Source organism: Kitasatospora sp. NPDC041917 (genome assembly GCF_055589745.1).
The window spans coordinates 1-17,202 of the sequence record NZ_JBVJBI010000025.1 but is presented as its reverse complement, the minus strand read 5'-3'; the positions used below and the strand labels follow the sequence as shown (position 1 = coordinate 17,202).

General features: G+C 72.7%; 7 protein-coding genes. 2 read left to right on the top strand and 5 right to left on the bottom strand.

The genetic code is table 11. The annotated features are described in order from the left end of the window. Nucleotides 1-36: 36 nt before the first annotated feature. From ACZ6EM_RS26695 to pulA, 3 genes are all read right to left on the bottom strand, one after another. Nucleotides 37-1,800, bottom strand: coding sequence for a carbohydrate-binding module family 20 domain-containing protein (locus ACZ6EM_RS26695; RefSeq protein WP_465773404.1), 1,764 nt, complete (start codon nt 1,798-1,800; stop codon nt 37-39). 221 nt (nt 1,801-2,021) lie between these two features. Further along, nucleotides 2,022-4,349 (bottom strand): M4 family metallopeptidase, encoded by a 2,328-nt coding sequence (locus ACZ6EM_RS26690; RefSeq protein ID WP_452178357.1) that lies wholly within the window; start codon nt 4,347-4,349, stop codon nt 2,022-2,024. A 570-nt stretch (nt 4,350-4,919) separates the two neighbouring features. Then, nucleotides 4,920-10,442, bottom strand: a complete 5,523-nt coding sequence (gene pulA / locus ACZ6EM_RS26685) for a pullulanase-type alpha-1,6-glucosidase (protein ID WP_465773403.1) — start codon at nt 10,440-10,442, stop codon at nt 4,920-4,922. A gap of 319 nt (nt 10,443-10,761) precedes the next feature. Between pulA and ACZ6EM_RS26680 the strand changes: the two genes are divergently transcribed. Continuing rightward, nucleotides 10,762-11,730 carry a phosphatase PAP2 family protein gene (locus tag ACZ6EM_RS26680; RefSeq protein WP_465773402.1) on the top strand — a complete coding sequence of 323 codons (969 nt, stop codon included), beginning with the start codon at nt 10,762-10,764 and terminating at the stop codon, nt 11,728-11,730. Between the two features lie 77 nt (nt 11,731-11,807). Here the strand turns inward: ACZ6EM_RS26680 and ACZ6EM_RS26675 are convergent, their stop codons facing one another. Beyond that, entirely contained in the window at nt 11,808-14,834 is a 3,027-nt protein-coding gene (locus ACZ6EM_RS26675; protein WP_452178355.1) for a bifunctional [glutamine synthetase] adenylyltransferase/[glutamine synthetase]-adenylyl-L-tyrosine phosphorylase, read from the bottom strand. Nucleotides 14,835-15,082: 248 nt separating this feature from the next. Here ACZ6EM_RS26675 and ACZ6EM_RS26670 point away from each other — a divergent pair, with 248 nt between their 5' ends. Beyond that, nucleotides 15,083-16,282, top strand: a complete 1,200-nt coding sequence (locus tag ACZ6EM_RS26670; RefSeq protein WP_465773401.1) for an acyltransferase family protein — start codon at nt 15,083-15,085, stop codon at nt 16,280-16,282. On the opposite strand, the gene ACZ6EM_RS26665 is transcribed toward ACZ6EM_RS26670, so the two are convergent. After that, nucleotides 16,249-17,202: hypothetical protein (locus ACZ6EM_RS26665; protein ID WP_465773400.1), on the bottom strand; the 954-nt coding region annotated here is incomplete at its 5' end. The genes ACZ6EM_RS26670 and ACZ6EM_RS26665 overlap by 34 nt on opposite strands.

Below are 17,202 nucleotides of genomic sequence, written 5' to 3'. Positions count from 1 at the left end.
GCCGACGGGGATCCGGGGCGGACCGGGACCCGCGGCTCACGGCCGCCAGGTGTCGTTCAGCGCGACGGTCCCGCCCGAGGGCACCGTCGCCGTCCGGTTGGCGCCGGACTCCCAGGTGACCGCGCCGCTCGCGTCCTTGCGGACGTACTTGTACTGGAAGGACGTGCCGGCCGGCAGCGACAGCGCCAGCGACCAGACCGGGTAGCCCGCCGAGGAGAGCGGCAGGGCCTTCGCCGGGTCCCAGGCGCCGAGCGCCGCGGCGTCGCCGACCACGTAGACGTTCTGCCCGACCGAGGTGGTCGCGTTGACGTTGAAGGAGGCGCCGGAGACGCTCGCGCCGGACTGGACGTACAGCGCGACCGCGTCGCCGGCACCGACCGTCGCGGTGAACTGCCCGTTGGCGCCCACCTGGTACGTCGGGCCGGTGCAGCCGCCGCCGGACTGCGGGTCGCCGTGCTGGACGTCGCAGTAGGTGCCGGCCGGCAGCCCGGTCTGGAAGGTCCGGGTGATCGCGCCGCCCTCGTGGTTGATCGCGACGTAGCCCTTGTTGCCGCGTCCGAAGGCGATCGCGTTGCCGCCGTTGGACCACCAGTCGGTCACTCCGGTGCCCGCCACCGCGTTGCGGAAGCCGACCATGTTGGCGACCTGCCGCCAGGCGTGGGTGCAGTTCCAGCCGTCCTGGTAGCAGGCGTTGACGGTGCCGCCGTTCGGCGGGCCGTCGTCCTTGTTGGCGAAGGTGTAGCCGGAGTGGATGTCGGGGGCGCCGTACGGCGAGGCCAGCAGGAAGACGTTGGCGAGCGTGTAGGTGTTGCCGTAGGTGTAGTTGAGGGTGGATCCGTTGCGCTCGGTGTCCCAGTTGTCGACGAAGGCGCGCGCCTGACCGCTCGGCAGGTAGCCCCAGGAGGCGCCCCAGCCGCTGAGGTTGGCGAGCTTGTCGGTGGTGAACATCCGCTTGAGGTCCGTGCCGACCCGGAACTCGTCCACGTCGCCGGTGCCGGTGTACTCGGTGGGCTGGACCGGCTCGCCGGCGCCGTAGATGACCTCCTGGACCCAGTAGGCCGCCGGGTTGGCCATCCGGGCCTTGATCGCCGCGAGGTCGGCGGCGGCGATGTGCTTGGCGGCGTCGATCCGGTAGCCGTCGACGCCGAGCGAGGCGAGGTCGTCCAGGTAGTGCGCGATGGTGGTCTGGACGTACGCGCTGCCGGTGTTCAGGTCGGAGAGGTTCTCCAGCTCGCAGTTCTGGACGTTGCCGCGGTCCTGGTAGTTGGTGATCGGCTGGCGGCAGGTGTGGAAGTCCTGGTCCTGGTACGTGCCGGGGTAGGTGTACTTGGTGTACGCGGTACCGCCGGTGCCGGTGCCGGAGCCCGCCGACATGTGGTTGACCACCGCGTCGGCGATCACCTTGACGCCGGCCGCGTGGCAGGCGGCGACCATGTCCTTGAAGGACGTGCGGTCGCCGAGCCGTCCGGCGATCCGGTAGCTGACCGGCTGGTAGGAGGTCCACCACTGCGCGCCCTGGATGTGCTCCTGCGGCGGGGAGACCTCGACGAAGCCGTAGCCCTTGGGGCCGAGGGTGGAGGTGCAGGCCTGGGCGACGGAGTCGAAGCGCCACTCGAAGAGGGTGGCGGTGACGTCCTTGCCGTTGTTGGCCGGCGGGGCGGCCTGGGCGGCGGGGGCGCCCAGGGAGGTGCCGAGCGAGAGCGCGAGCGCCGCCGAGGCGGCGAGCGCACCGGCCGCGCGGGCGCGCCTGGGGGTCCTCCCGGCCGAGGGCCGGGGGAGGGTGGGGGCGGTGGTGACCACGTCGTCTCCTGAGGGGGTGGCTGGGGTGGGGCAGCCGGAGGTGAAGCCTGCAGGAAGTTTCTGCAACTTGCCGAAACTTGCAGCGCCGAACCTAGAGGCGCCCGCGAGGGCCGTCAAGACCTCGGACGGAACCCCGGACGGCACGACAAGGGCCCGGCGGCCGTAGCCGCCGGGCCCCTCACCTGTCCTGGTTCACCGGCCCTTCAGGAGCCGGCCCGGGCTCAGCCGGTCTGGACGGAGGTGTCGTCGATCACGAAGCTGGTCTGGAGCGAGGCGTCCTCGGTCCCGGCGAACTTCACGGTGACCGTCTGGCCCGCGTAGGCCGACAGGTCGAAGGTGCGCTGCTGGTAGCCGGCCGCGGCGTCCACGTTGGAGTAGGTCTTCAGCGCGGTGCCGTTGACCGACACGGTCAGCTTGTCGTACGCGGTGCTGCCCGACTCGGCGGTGTCGATGTGCAGCCAGAAGCTCAGCGTCGCCTTGCAGCCCGACGGGATGCTCACCGTCTGCGACAGCGAGTCCGAGTGGGTCGAGCCGTAGCCGTTCATCCACGCCTTCCAGGAGCCGCCGTGGGCCGCCTGCGAAGAGCTGTTGTCCACCACGCCGCTGGACGCCGTCCACGGGGTGGCGGTGCCGGTCTCGAAGCCCGCGTTGCCCAGCAGCTGCGCCGGGGTGCAGCTGCCGCCACCGGTGGAGACGGTCCAGGTGAAGCTGGTGCTGCCGGTCTTGCCGGCCGAGTCCTTCGCCGTGACGGTCACGTTGTAGGTGCCCGCGGTGGAGGCGGTACCGGTGATCGCGCCGGAGGAGGAGATCGACAGGCCGGTGGGCAGGCCGGTCGCGGTGTAGGTCAGCGGGGCGGTGCCGCCGGTGGCGCTGACCTGGAGGTTCACCGCACCGCCGACGGCGGTGGACTGGTTGCCCGGGTTGGTGACGGTGACGCCGCCGCTGGGCGCGGTGCCGACGTTGACGCCCGCCCAGGCGGTGCTGACCGCGGTCAGCTCGGCGCTGCCGGCGCCGTACAGGTCGGTGGCCGCCTTCTCCGTCGCGATGCGCGCCGCGGCGTAGTTGGTGCTGGAGGTCATGTAGGTGGTCAGCGCGCGGTACCAGACGGCCGCGGCCTTGTCCCGGCCGATGCCGGTGACCGTGATGTTGCCCTGGGTCGGCGAGTCGTAGCTGACGCCGTTGATGACCTTCGCGCCGCTGCCCTCGGACAGCAGGTAGAAGAAGTGGTTGGCGACGCCGGAGGAGTAGTGGACGTCCTTGTTGCCGACGGTGGAGGACCAGTAGTCGGCCGAGGCACCGTCCTTGGACGGCTTGTCCATGTAGCGCAGCGGGGTGCCGTCGCCGTTGATGTTGATCAACTCACCGATCAGGTAATCGGGGTTGTCGGTGGGGATGTTGGCGGAGAACTCGACCATGGTGCCGAAGATGTCCGAGGTGGCCTCGTTGAGGCCGCCGGACTCGCCCGAGTAGGTCAGGTTGGCGGTGGCCGCGGTGACGCCGTGGCTCATCTCGTGGCCCGCGACGTCCAGCTCGGTGAGCGGCGCGGTGTTGTTGCTGCCGTCGCCGTACGTCATGCAGAAGCAGGAGTCGTCCCAGAACGCGTTCACGTAGTTGTTGCCGTAGTGGACGCGGCTGTAGGCGCCGACACCGTCGTTGCGGATGCCGTTGCGGCCGAAGGTGTTCTTGTAGTAGTCCCAGGTGGCCGCGACACCGAAGTGGGCGTCGACCGCGGCGGACTCGCCGTTGTTGACGGTGCCGTCGCCCCAGGTGTCGGTCGCCTTGCTGTACAGCGTGCCGGTGCCCGAGGACCCGTGGTTCAGGTTGGTGGTGTACATCCCACCGCGGGTGGTGTCCTTCATCTGGAACGTCGAGCCCGACTGGGTCGTGCCGATGGTGACGTTGCCGACGAAGACGCCCTTGCCGGAGCCGGTCTCGATGCCGTCCCACTGCTGGATGACCTGGCCGCTGGTGGCGTCGGTGACGACGTGCATCTTGCTCGGGGTGCCGTCCGACTTGGTGGAGGAGACGACGGTCTCCCAGGCCAGCCGGGGGCTGTTGTCCCCGGCCCAGACCACCAGGCGCGGCGCGGTGTCGACCGCGGTGCCCGACTCGGCGGCGAGCGCGGCGCTCTGCGCGGCCGGCGCGGCCAGCTTCGGCGTGGTGCTCACACCGCTCAGCGAGGCGGTGCTGGCCCGGTCAACGCTCTTGGTCGCACCGGTGGGCGCCTGGTGCACCACCAGGTCCCCACCCAGGACGGGCAGTCCGTCGAGGGTGCGCTCGTACCGCAGGTGGCGGGTGCCGTCCGCGTCCTGGATGACGTCCCTGGTGACCAGCTTCTCGGTGCCGCTCAGGCCCAGGGTCTGGGCGAGGGAGGCGGTCTGCTGGTTCGCGACGGAGATCAGCTGGGCGCGGCTCGCCTGCTGGGCCGCGACGGCGGCCGGCGCGTCCGGCGTGGCCGCCTGGGCGATCACCGGTATGCCGGTGACCAGCAGCGCGGTGGAGGCGGCCATGACAACCGCCGCCTTCCGGGCGTGAGCGTAACGGGACATGCGGACTCCTTTTCCGACCGGCGCCGGGTCGCGCACGGTGGAGAGAAACCTGGGCCGCGGTTGCGGCGCAGTGGGGGCCCCCGCCGGGTGCGACGGGAGTGCGGATGCGTTGCTCACAACTCGTTTGCAGGGTCGGGACGCGCTGCACCTGAACTGGAACAGCTGCACCGGGGGGTGGGGCCCCCTCGTCTACAGCCGGGGGAATCGTGGCAGCTACCGAGCGGTTAATGACAGATGCATGCCACGGATTGGCCGATTCATTACCGAAACCGTATGCAGGACGGTTCGTCAGTTGTGTTACCCCGTGACGAACTCGTGAACACGGTTTTCATGCCCCGGACAAAGTTCGATCACTGCCGACGGTCGGTGACCAGCACTCAGGGCCGCTTTCCCCCGCGGAGAGCGGCCGCCAGCGCCAGGCAGACCCGGCACATCACAGTTCCGGCCGTGCCATCAACGGTTTCCGGCCATTGTGCGTCCGGAACGGAACCTTGCCGTCCCCGAACCGGAGCCGGGCTCCGCACCACCTGAACAGTGGTACGGAGCCCGGGAGTTGTCGCAGTGTACGAATCAGTGTTGGACGAACACCGCCACGGTGCGGCCCGGCACGGTGAAGGTGCCGGTCGCGGCGTCGAAGCCGGACCGCTGCACCACCCGGTCCGCCCCGCCCGCCTGGACGGGGTGCAGCGCCTGGCCGGTGCCCCGCAGGGCCGGCACGGTCTGCGCCTGCGCCGCGGGGGTGGCGTTGAAGACCACCGTGATGCCCTTCTCCGCCCCCGACAGCCCGGTGCCGTCCAGGTGCAGGGTGATCACCCCGGGCGTCTCACCGGCGGTGCCGGAGAGCGGGTAGGAGAGCCGCTGCTGGACGGCGGCCAGGCTCGGCAGCGAGAACAGCGGCGAAGACCGCTTGATCCGCAGGAACTCCTGGTACTGCGCCGAGGCCGCCCGGATGTCGGCCGCGCCCACCGTCAGCTTCGGGTTCGCCAGCAGGGACCGCGCGGCCGTCCACTGCTCCTGGTTGTCCTTCGCCATCGGCAGGCCGCGGCCCCAGCCGTTGCCGTCGCCGGCGTCCCAGTGGATCGCGTTGAACCAGTCCCCCGAGTCGTAGGAGTTGGAGTCGAGCGACTTGGAGCGCAGCAGGTCGCTGCCGGCCTGGGCGAAGCCCGCGCCCTGGGTGAGCGCGGTCAGCGAGAGCGCGAGCGCCTGCATCCGGGCCCGGTCGGCGGGCGCGGTGCCGGTCGGCAGCTTGTACGCGAGGGCGTCGAAGAGGTCGGTGTTGTCGTGGGCGTCCACGTACTCCACCGCCTCGCCGGGCTTCGCCGCGTACCCGGTCGGGGCGCCGTTGTAGTCGACCTGGGCGCCGGTGACGGACTTTCCGGAGCTGTCGGTGAAGGAGTAGCCGGCCAGGTTGCCGGTCAGCCCGACCTTCAGCTGGTCCATCCCGTGCAGCAGCCGGGCCTTCTGCTCCTCCGGGGTGCCGTTCGCGGCCGAGCCGTTCGGGTCGGTGTACAGGCCCGAGGCGAAGCCCTGCTGCGGGGCGGAGTTCAGCATGAAGTTGCCGCCGCGGGCGGCGTCCCGGATCCGGTCGTCGAAGGTGGCAATGCCGGTGCCGGCCATGTTGGCCTGGGTGGCCTGCTCGAACCGGGCGTTGTCGGCGACCGCACCGAAGTTCCAGCCCTCGCCGTACAGGAAGACGTTCTTCCCGTCCACGCCGTCCGAGTCCGGCGTCATCCTCCGCAGCGCGGACTGCACGTCCAGCATGGTGGACTTCGGGTCCAGGCCCATCAGGTCGAAGCGGAAGCCGTCCACCTTGTACTCGCGCGCCCACAGCGTCACCGAGTCGACCACCAGCCGGTTCATCATGGCGTGCTCGGGCGCGGTGTCGGCGCAGCAGCTGTCCGTCGTCACCTTGCCGTCGGCGTCGAGCCGCTGGTAGTAGCCGGGGACCACCTTGTCCAGCACCGAGTGCTCGGCCTGGCCCGCGGCCGCGGTGTGGTTGTAGACCACGTCGAGCACCACCCGCAGCCCGGCCGCGTGCATCGCCTGCACCATCCGCCGGAACTGCACGGTGCGCGCCGTCCCCCCGGGGTCGGTGGCGTAGGAGCCCTCCGGCACGTTGTAGTGCAGCGGGTCGTAGCCCCAGTTGTACGCGTCGTCGGCGGCGACGGCCGCCACGCACTCCTGCTGCTTCGGGCCGTCCGGGGGAAGGGACTTGAGGTCACAGGCCGGCAGCTTCCGGTCGGCCCGGTTCTCCCGGACGGTGGCGATGTCGAAGGTCGGCAGCAGGTGGATCGTGGTCACCCCGGCATCGGCGAGCTCCCGCAGGTGCCGCATGCCGGCCGAGTTCGACTCGGTGAACGCCAGGTAGGTGCCGCGCTCGGCAGCCGGGACGGTGGGGTCCTCCACCGAGAAGTCCCGGACGTGCAGCTCCTGGATCTGCTGCTGCGCGGGCGGGACGGCCTGCGGGCGGGCGTGGTCGTCCCAGCCCGCGGGCTTGAGCTCCTTGGCGTCGAGGTCGGCGACCAGGCTGCGCCCGGAGTCGGTGGACAGCGCCACCGAGTACGGGTCGGTGACGGTGTTGACCACCGGCTGCTGGGTCGAGGGCGCCCAGACCTTCACCTGGTACAGGTAGTACTTGCCGTCCAACTCGCGCTTGTCACGGACGACTTCCCACACCCCGGTCTCGTCGTCGAGCTTCAGCGGCAGCGTCTTCGGGGTGCCCCCGGTGGCGCTGTCGAAGACCTGGACGGAGACCTCCTGCGCGGTCGGCGCCCACAGCGACAGCGCCACCTTGCCGTTGTAGTGGGCCGGTCCGAAGTCCACCTTGCCGGTCCGCCCGGCGTACAGGTCGTCCAGCACGCCCGGGATCTGCACCCCGGTGGCGGCCAGGACGGCGCCGTTGGGCAGGTGTTCGGTGAACAGCAGCTGGCCGCGCAGCGCGGCCGGGACGCGGGCGGCGTCCCGGCCGTCCACGGTGAAGGCCCGGTAGCCCGCCAGGTGCGGGTACTTCGCCTTCTGGGCGTCGGTCGGCCCGCCCTTGACCGGGGTGAGCCGCAGCCACTGGCCGGGCTTGGTCAGCACGCCCTTGTCGGCCTTGATGCCGCCGGCCGGGTCGTACACCAGCTGGGCGCTGGTGCCGCCGGCCAGGGCCTCGTCGCCCGCGCCGTAGTTCGCCGGGACGACGACGGTCCTCGCGTCGATCCACTGCGCCTTGGCCCCGGCGAGGTCGATCTGCGCGGAGGCGGCCGGGTTCTGCGGCAGCAGGTAGCCCTCGCGGCCGCCGAGGATCCAGACCTCCTTGCCGTTGACGGCGAGGTCCAGCGACTGGTCGGCGGGCAGGTCCTTGTCGTTGCCCTTGTGCAGGATGTAGCTGAGGCTGGTCGCCCCGGGGGCCAGCGGCACCTCGAAAACGGCGCCGAAGGCGTCGCGGCGCACCGGCGCCAGCGGCTTGCCCCAGTCGGTCGGGGTGGCCGCGCCGGTCCAGTCGTGCAGTCCCCAGCCGTCGTAGTCGCCGTCGGCCCGGTTGTAGTGGATGACGGCGGTGTTCGCGGGCTGGGTGTTGCCCGGGCCGGGGTCGGCGGTGCGCACCGCCGGGTCGCCCTGCTTGAGCCACACCTCGCCGGTGCTGCCGACGTCGAGGTGCCGGTCCGCGTCGACGTCCTTGACGCCGTCCTTCTCCACGACGAACCCGACGTCCGAGGCGCCGGGCTTCAGCCGCACGTAGGCGAAGGCGCCGTACGCGTCCCGCCCGGTGAAGGCGTGCCCGGCCGGCCACGGGGTGGCCTCGCCGTCGGCGAGGTCGCCCCAGGCGTAGAGGTTCCAGCCGTCGTAGTCGCCGTCCGGCCGGTTGTAGTGGACGACGGCGTACGGGCGGGAGCCCGCGGTGGGCGCCGGCTTCGGTGCGGGGGCGCCGGTGGTGAAGCTCGCGGTGGCGGAGCGCAGGTGGCCGCCGGAGTCCCGCACGACGGCCTTGTAGCGGACCACCGTGCCGGGGGCGACGGCGCCGAGGTCCTGGGTGACCTTGTACACGCCGTTGTCGGCCGTGCCGAGGGTCTGCCAGGGCCCGTTGCCGATCTGGGCGGCGAAGCTCACCCGGTCGAAGCCACCGCCGTCGACCTTCGCACCGACCGTGACGAGTCCGCTCGAACCGTCCGCCGGCGGCTGCACCGCGAGCTGCGGAGCCGGGCCGACGGCCGCGAGCCGGGCGCCCGCCTTGAACACGACGGAGGACAGCGCCGGCACGGTGACGGTCGCCTTGCGGTCGGCGCCGCTGGTGATCCGGTCCCCCGCGGACGGGTAGATCCGGTCGAAGCCCGTTCCCGCCGAGAAGGTGTCCAGGGTGACGGTCTTCGCCTCGGCGGCGTTGTTGACCGCGACCAGGTACTCGACCTGCTGCCCGGCGTCGATCCGGGAGAAGGCGTACACGCCCGCGCCGTCGGCGGCGTACCGCTCGACCTGGGCGCCGTCGGCCAGTGCCGGGTTGTCCCGGCGCAGCCGGGCCAACCCGGCGATGCCCTGGTAGAGCTCGCCGCCCTGCCCGTAGCGGTCGGCCGGGCCGGAGGGCCCGCCGAGCACCCGGTCACCGTTGTAGGAGGCCGTCTTCGAGGCGAACAGGTCCTGCCGGGCGTCCTTGTCGCCACCCGCGCCGGTGAAGCCCTGCTCGTCGCCGTAGTAGACGACGGGCTGGCCGCGGGTGAGGAACTGCAGCTCGTTGCCGAGCCGGTCCTTCTTCAGCAGCGTGGCGTCGTCGGCGCCCGGGTTGTCGGCGAGCAGGAAGGAGCCGAAGCGGCCCATGTCGTGGTTGCCGAGGAAGGTCGGCAGCTCGTACGCGTCGGTGTCGGCGCCGGTGTAGCGGTAGTCCTGGCCGTAGACGTCGGCGAGGCCGCGCGCCGAGCCGCCCTGGGAGACGTAGGAGCGGGCCGCGCCCTGGAACGGGAAGTCCAGGGTGGCCTGGAGCCTGCCCTTGGTGACGTACGGCGAGGTGACCGCCGGGTCCCCGGAGTAGACCTCGCCGAACATGAAGAACTTCTTGTTGCCCTGCTTGGCGGCGAAGTCCTTGAGCGCGGGCGCCCACTGCTGCCAGAAGGCCATGTTGACGTGCTTGACGGTGTCGATCCGGAAGCCGTCCACGCCGGCGTCCTTGACCCACTGCTGGTAGACCTTCTCGAAGCCCTTCACCACCTTGGGGTTCTGGGTGTCGAGGTCGTCCAGGCCGCTGAAGTCGCCCTCGGTGGCGGACTCGCCGACGAAGGTCGAGTCGCCCCGGTTGTGGTAGAGCGCCGGGTCGTTGAGCCAGGACGGGGTCTTGGCCCCGGCGTCGGCCGGGGTGCGGAAGACCGGGGTGTAGGGGAAGGAGTCCTTGGTGGTCCGCGGCCAGGGCGCTCCCGCGTCGGCGACGGCGGTCTCGTCCACCGGGTTCCCGTCCGCGTCGAGCGTCGGGTAGGCGCCGGCGGAGCGGTAGCCGTACTGCTTCTCGGCGTAGTCGACGACGTCGGCGGTGTGGTTGGTGATGACGTCGAAGAAGACCTTGATGCCGCGGGCGTGCGCCTTGGCTATCAGCTCCTTGAGCTGCTCGTTGGTGCCGAAGTGCGGGTCGACCTGGGTGAAGTCGGTGATCCAGTAGCCGTGGTACCCGGCCGAGGCGTCGGCCCCGCTGCCCTGCACGGGCTTGTTCTTGAAGATCGGGGCCATCCAGATCGCGGTGGTGCCGAGGTCCTGGATGTAGTCGAGCCGCTGGATCAGCCCGGCGAGGTCGCCGCCGTGGTAGAAGCCCTTGTCGGCGGGGTCGAAGCCGTTCTCCAGCCGCCCGCCGGTGATGCCTCCGCCGTCGTTGGCGGCGTCGCCGTTGGCGAAGCGGTCGGGCAGGACGAAGTAGAACTGTTCGCGGGTGAGGTCGTGCCGCCCGGCGGTGGCCGCCAGCGCGGCGTCCGAGGGCGGGGCCGGCGGGGCGGCGGCGAGGGCCGCGGGGGCGCCGCCGAGGGTGGCGGCGGTCAGTGCGGCGGCCAGCAGGACGGCGGTGCGGCCCGGCGGTCTGCGGCGGCCGGTGGTTCGTCGGGCGGTGCTCCGTCGGGGACGGAGCGGGGCATCGGCCACTGAGGGCTCCCTTAGGGGAAGGGGCGATCGATTTTCCCAGGAAGCTAGCGGCCTGCAATATGTTTCAGCAAGATGCTGAAACCGTTTCGTGCCGGGAAATTTCCAGGTGGGCGACCGTCTCCGACCACCCCGATTACTCCCTCGGAGCGACGGGCGTGACAATGGGACGCATGTCCGTCCCACCGGTACGCACCGAACCCCAGAGCACCCCCTACCCCGGTGGGAGCCGGCCCCTAGCCCTCAAGGGGGACAGCCGGTGAAGAATCCACTTCCAGAGGATGAGCAGACGGCTACGAGCGGTCTGGCAGACTTGCCGTCCATGGGGGAACCGACCGAGATCCAGCGAGGCGACGCCGGGCGCGCCGACGCGGCCAGTGGTGGCGGTTCCGAAGCAGCGAAGGCCCTCCCCGGCCGCCTGCCCGATGGAGCCACCCGTGCCGCACAGTCCCGTACCGCCATCCTGCGCGGCCGCATCGGCGCCCAGCGCCGGTCACCGGCCAGACCGCGGATCTGGTTCGAACTGGCGCTGATCGGGATCAGCTACTGGATCTACTCGATCGTGCGCAACGCGGTTCCCGAACAGGAAGCGATAGCCCAGAAGCACACGCGCTGGATCTGGGACCTGGAGCAGCACCTCGGCATCGCCGTCGAGCGCTCGATCAACCACGCCGTGGACAGCGTCGGGTGGCTCATCACCGGGATGAACTACTACTACGCGACACTGCACTTCGTGATCACGATCGGCGTGCTGGTCTGGCTCTACCGCAGCCACCCCGGGCGCTACGTCGCGGCCCGCACCGTGCTGTTCGTGACCACCGGGATCGCCCTGGTCGGCTTCTACTTCTTCCCGCTGGCCCCGCCCCGGCTGATGACCGACGGCGGCTTCATCGACACCGTGAAGGTCCACGGCACCTGGGGCTCGATGGCCTCCGGGCCCGCCGCGCACGTCTCCAACCAGTACGCGGCCATGCCCTCGATGCACATCGGCTGGTCGATGTGGTGCGGCCTGGCGATCTTCTTCCTGGCCCGCCGGACGTGGGTCCGGGTGCTCGGCCTGCTGTACCCCGCCGCCACCCTGGTGGTCATCGTCTCCACCGCCAACCACTTCTGGATGGACGCCGTCGGCGGCGAGCTCTGCCTGGCGGTGGGCTTCCTCGCCGCCCGCTGGCTGTACCACGAGTGGGTCTACAAGCTGCCCAGGGTGCCCGCCCGGGAGACGGCGGCCGAGCAGCCGGTCACCGTGCCCGAGCAGTGGAGCGAGCCCGCGGTCAGCAGCGCACGCCGCTAGCGGCGCCGCGCCGGCCCGCCACGCCGGCCGCCCGGAACGTCGAAGGGGCCCCGCACGGGGCCCCTTTCGCGTGCCCGTCAGCCGGAGCCGTAGAACAGCCGGTCCACCACCACCCGGGCCCGCCGGGTGATCCGCCGGTAGTCGTCCAGCAGCTCGCCGCTGTGCCCGGAGCCGTACCCGAGGTAGCGGGCCACCCCGGCCAGCTCCCGGGCCTCCCCCGGGAAGCTGTCCCCGGGCCGGCCGCGCACCAGCATCACCGCCGCCCGCACCCGGGAGGCCAGCACCCAGGCCGCGTCCAGCACCTCGGCGTCCTCCGACCCGACCAGCCCGGCCCGCTCGGCGGCCGCCAGTGCCGCCCTGGTCCGGGTGGTGCGCAGGGCCGGCAGCTCGTGCCCGTGCCGGAGCTGCAGCAGCTGCACGGTCCACTCGACGTCCGCCAGCCCGCCCCGGCCGATCTTGGTGTGGGTGGTCGGGTCGGCCCCGCGCGGCAGCCGCTCGGCCTCGATCCGCGCCTTGATCCGGCGGATCTCCACCAGGTCCCGCTCCGGCACCCCGCCGCCGGGGTAGCGCAGCGGGTCGATCAGCTGCCGGAACCGCGCGCCCAGCTCCTCGTCCCCGGCCACCGGCTCGGCCCGCAGCAGCGCCTGGCTCTCCCAGGCGTGCGACCAGCGCCGGTAGTAGGCCGCGTACGAGGCCAGGGTGCGCACCAGCGGGCCGCTGCGGCCCTCCGGCCGCAGGTCGGCGTCGACCAGCAGCGGCGGCTCGGTGGAGGGCGCGCCCAGCTGGGTGCGCAGCTCGTGGCAGACCGCCTGGGCGGCCCGGGCCGCCTCCTCCTCCAGCGAGCCGAGCAGCGGCTCGTGGACGAAGAGCACGTCCGCGTCCGAGCCGTAGCCCAGTTCGTGGCCGCCGAAGCGGCCCATCGCGATCACCGAGATCCGGGTCGGCAGGTCCCCGTGCTCGGCCTCCCACCCGGCTACGCAGGCGCGCAGCGCGCCGCCCAGGGTGGCGGCGTTGAGCGCGGTGAGCGCCTCCCCCGCGGTGTCCAGCGCCTCGGCGGGGTCCTCCCCGAGCCGCCCGAGCACGTCCGCCGCGGCGGTGCGGAACAGCTCCCGGCGGCGCACCGAGCGGGCGGCGGCCACCGCGGCGTGGGTGGACCCGGCCCGGCCGACGGCGGCCAGCACCTCCGACTGCAGCGCCGCCCGGCCGCGCGGCTCCAGGCCGCGCGGATCGCCCAGCATGGCCACCGCCTCGGGGGCGCGCAGCAGCAGGTCGGGGGCGAGCCGGCCGGCCGACAGCACCCGGGCCAGCTGCTCGGCGGCGGCGCTCTCGTCCCGCAGCAGCCGCAGGTACCAGGGCGTGCGGCCGAGCGCGTCGGAGACCTGGCGGAAGTTGAGCAGCCCGGCGTCCGGGTCGGCGGACTCGGCGAACCAGCCGAGCAGCACCGGCAGCAGGGTCCGCTGGATGGCGGCCTTGCGGCTCACCCCGGAGGCGAGCGCGCTGAGGTGCCGCAGCGCGGCCGCCGGGTCCGCGTAGCCCAGCGCCTCCAGCCGGGCCCGGGCCGCGTCCGGGCTCAGCCCGGTGGCGCCCTGCGGCAGTTCGGCGACGGCGTCCAGCAGCGGCCGGTAGAACAGCTTCTCGTGCAGCCGCCGGACCTCCATCGCGTGCCGCTTCCACTCGCGCTGCAGCGCGGCCACCGGGTCGGCGCGGGTGTCGTCGTTGATCAGCGCCGCCAGCGAGCGGGCCAGCCGGCGCAGGTCCTCGTCGGCGGTGGGCATCAGGTGGGTGCGGCGCAGCCGGTACAGCTGGATGCGGTGCTCCAGCGAGCGCAGGAAGCGGTACGCGGCGTCCAGCGAGGCGGCGTCCGCCCGGCCCACGTACCCGCCCCGGGAGAGGGCGGCCAGCGCCTCCAGGGTGTTGCCGCTGCGCAGCGCCGGGTCGGTGCGGCCGTGCACCAGCTGGAGCAGCTGCACGGAGAACTCGACGTCGCGCAGCCCGCCCGGGCCGAGCTTGAGCTGGCGGTCCAGCTCGGTGGCCGGGATGGAGTCGACCACCCGGCGGCGCATCTGCTGCACGTCGGCGACGAAGTTCTCCCGGGCGGCGGCCTGCCAGACCATCGGGGCGAGCGCCTCGACGTACGCGGCGCCGAGTTCCGCGTCCCCGGCGACCGGGCGGGCCTTGAGCAGCGCCTGGAACTCCCAGGTCTTGGCCCAGCGCTGGTAGTAGGCGAGGTGGCTGGCGAGGGTGCGCACCAGCGGGCCGTTGCGCCCCTCGGGGCGCAGGTTGGCGTCCACCGGCCAGATCGTGCCCTCGCCGGTGGTGTCCGCGCACAGCCGGGTGAGGGCGGCGGCCAGCCGGGTCGCGGCCCTGATCGCCTCCGGCTCGTCCACGCCCTCGCGCGGCTCGGCGACGAAGACCACGTCCACGTCCGAGACGTAGTTGAGCTCGCGGCCGCCGCACTTGCCCATGCCGATCACGGCGAGCCGGCAGGCCGCGGCGGCCTCCGGGTCCTGCTCGGCGGCGAGGTCCAGGGCGGTCTGGAGGGTGGCACCGGCCAGGTCGGCGAGTTCGGCGGCGGTCTGCGCGAGGTCGGTGGTGCCGGTGAGGTCGCGGGCGGCGATGGCGAGCAGGCAGCGGCGGTAGGCGACGCGCAGCGCGTTGGCGGGGCCGAGGGCGTCGTCCCGGACGCCTTCGGCGAGGGCGCGGCGGAAGTCCTCCGGGCCGGGGTGCATGTCGCGCAGTTCGAAGGTGACCAGCACGTGCCAGTCGTGCGGGTGCCGGGCCAGGTGGTCGCCGAGCGCGGTGGAGACGCCGAGCACGCCGAGCAGCCGGTCGCGCAGCGGCTTGGAGGTGGTGAGGGTGTCGCGCAGGGTGTGCCGGTCGGCCTCGTCGGCGGCCTCCAGCAGCCGGGCCAGGCCGAGCAGCGCGAGGTCGGGGTCGGCGGTGGCGCCGAGCGCGTCCAGCAGCAGCGGGTCGTCGGCCAGGCCCTCCAGCCCGGGGCCCTCCAGCAGCCGCACCGCCCGCGCCGGGTCGGTGAACCCGCGCCGGACCAGCCGGTTCTCCGGCCGGCTGACCCGGCTCCCGGCCCGCTGCTCCTCGACCGCCATCGACCCCTCCGTCCGTCCGAGGACCGTCCTCGCACCCGCGTCCTCAGGGCCCGCCCCCGGATTCCCTGCCGGGTCCGAGCCGCGGGCCCTAGCAGGCTACGCGCCCCCGGTGCCCGCCGCCGGACGCGCCCGCCGGGTGGACACGGCCGGCCCCTCGACCGCCGTAGGCGTGACCTCGTCCCGGCCGCGCTCGTTCAGCCGGGCGCCGCAGCTCTGCCCGCGGCCCCGCCCCCTCCCCCGGAGCGCCGATGCCCACGACCGGCCCCGCCCGCCTGCCCTCGCTCACCGGGCTGCGCTTCTGGGCGGCCCTGCTGGTGGTGCTCTACCACCTCTCCCACAAGGTGGGCACGCTTCCGGTGCTCGGCCCGCTCGCCTGGTACGGCCGTTCGGGCGTGACGTTCTTCTTCGTGCTCTCCGGCTTCGTGCTGGCCTGGACGTACGGGGCCTCGCCGGCCCCGGCCGGGGCCCTGACCTTCGCCCGCCGCCGCTTCGCCCGGATCTGGCCGCTGCACCTGCTGACCACCGTGCTGTCCCTGGGCGCGGACGCGGCGATCGGCGCGGTGCTTCCGGTGGCGGCCGCGCTCTGGTCGCTGGCGCTGGTGCACCCGTGGGCGCTGCCCACCGTGTACGGCGGCAACCCGGCCTCCTGGTCGCTGGGTGCCGAGGCCTGGTTCTATCTGCTGTTCCCGCCGCTGCTGCGCCTGCTGGCCCCGCGCCGGCGCGCCTGGCTGCCGCTCGCGGCCCTGTGCACCGCGCTCGGCCCGGTGCTCTGGGCGGCCGGCGCCCTGCTGCCCGCCGACCCGACGGTGCGCGGCTGGCTGCTGGACTACCTGCCGCTGACCCGGACTCCGCAGTTCGTCCTCGGCGTGGTCACCGGCCTGGCGGTGCGGCACGGCGCGCTCCCCCGGGTGCGGTCGGCGCGGTCGGGGCTCCTGCCGGCGGCCGCCGCCGTGGCGCTCTGGCACCTGCTGCTGGTCCCCTGGCACGCCGCTGTCCCGGACGCCCTCTGGTACGGCCCGTACAGCGCCTCCCAGTTGCTCCCCGCGCCGCTGTTCGCGGCCCTGCTGGCGGCCGCCGCCCGGTGCGACGCCGCCGGGTGCCCGCCCCGGCTGCTGGCGGGCCGCACGGCCGTCCGGCTCGGCGAGTGGTCGTTCGCCTGGTACCTGGTGCACGAGATCGGCGTCCGCTGCTGGCTGTCCGTCCATGGCCGCCCGGCGCCGGGGGCCGCGACGTTCGGTGTCTGGCTGCTGCTGGCCGGCGGTTCGCTGGCCGCCGCGGGCGTGCTGTACCGCTGGGTGGAGCGCCCCTGCGAGCGGCTGCTGCGCGGCGCCGCCCGGGGCCGGGACGCGACGGCGCCGTTGCCGGCCCGCGCGGTGCGGGTGGGGCGGCAGCGGCGCCGTGGTGCGACGGGGGATCAGCCCTCGGTGGAGCCGTCCAGGTTGACGTAGGCGTAGAAGACGCCGAGGTCGTAGCCGTCCTTGTCGGTGTCGAACAGCACCTTGATGTCGCTGTCCCCGTTGCGCAGGAACGGCGAGATGTCCCAGCGGTTGGAGTCGTAGCCGAAGTTGTTGCGGTTGTACGGGGTGCGGACGAACTGGTCGGCCGGGGTCAGCTCCTCGATGGTGGAGTTGAACGCGTCGTTGGAGGCGTGGTTGAGGTCGGAGAAGATCGCCTGCGGGCCCTGGGTGGACTTGATGGCGAGGGTGTCGCCGGTCCACTTGAGGTCGCCGTCGTAGACCACGAAGCCGAGCTTGCCCGCCACCGGGCCGGTGGCCGGGGTCCGGAGCCCGGTGAGGTCGAACTCGCGCGGCGGGCTGTCGGGCAGCTCGACCCGGAAGCCGTCCCACAGGTGGACGTGCCGGTACGGCTTGCACTCGTTCTCGTAGGCGACCACGATCGTCCAGCCGCCCCAGCTGTGCGGCTTCACCACCGAGTCCATGTTGGCGACGGTGTAGGTGCCGTTGCCGGCCTGCCTGACCAGGTCGGTGATGTCGGCGGAGGCCTGGTAGCTGCTCTCCACGTCGGTGGTGATGTAGCCGATGGAGGGCTGGTCGTTGGCGATGTTGCGGTACTCGGGCTCGCCCGGGACCTTCAGGTACACCTCGTCGATCTGGTTCTCCGGCAGCACGACGTCGTCGATGCCGCGGGTGCCGCCCCAGTACAGCCGGGCGTACGTGACCCGGGAGCCGTCGATCAGGCCGAGGTCGGCGGAGCTGGCGGAGTAGATCGCGTCACCGAGCGGGCCGACCGAGCCCGGGTCGATGTTGATGTACTTCATCTCGTACTTGTTGTTGATCGGCCTGGGGCCGAGGCCCTTGCGGGCGTCCAGGCAGGGCGGCTGCTCCGGGTCGAGCGGCGCCTTGGTCTC